This is a genomic window from Streptococcus danieliae (assembly GCF_009767945.1).
GTDB lineage: Bacteria > Bacillota > Bacilli > Lactobacillales > Streptococcaceae > Streptococcus > Streptococcus danieliae.
On the sequence record NZ_WSRS01000215.1, the window covers coordinates 1 to 434 of the forward strand.

Annotated in this window: 1 protein-coding gene; it reads left to right on the forward strand. The window is 35.9% G+C overall.

From position 1 onward, the window contains the following. Positions 1 to 285 precede the first annotated feature (285 nt). Complete coding sequence (locus tag E5983_RS10230) at positions 286 to 387, forward strand: IS3 family transposase (protein WP_160333528.1); 102 nt, start codon at positions 286 to 288, stop codon at positions 385 to 387. Positions 388 to 434 lie beyond the last annotated feature (47 nt).

Here is a 434-nt window from a genome sequence, read left to right on the forward strand (position 1 = left end):
GAATCCATTTTTATCCTTAGAACAGATTGAACGACAAGAAAAATCATCAGAAATTGCCATTGTTTTTTGGCAATTTCTGATGATTTTTTAGCTATTTACACGGAGTTGTTTGAGGTATGAATAATTTGGGATAATATATCTCCAGTTTATCTTCAAATGACAATTTCATAAAAATACACCCCAATCGTTAGATTTTATGTCTAACCTTTGGGGTGCATATCATCCTTGGTATATCAACGATTCTAGCTTGTTTTTATAATATGTATAAATAATCCGGGAAAAGTAATGTCGTTGGACTACATCCACTGGTGGAATCACCAAAGAATCCATGGCAGCCTAAATTACCAACCACCTATGGGAGGCTGGGACAAAAACCCCTCTGACTAACGCAAAAAGCAACGGTTTTAAAGCCGTTGCTTTTTTGCCTTATGGAG

Coding starts and splice junctions, on each gene's coding strand:
- E5983_RS10230 (WP_160333528.1), top strand. CDS start 286: ATGTCGTTGGACTACATCCACTGGTGGAATCACCAAAGAATCCATGGC.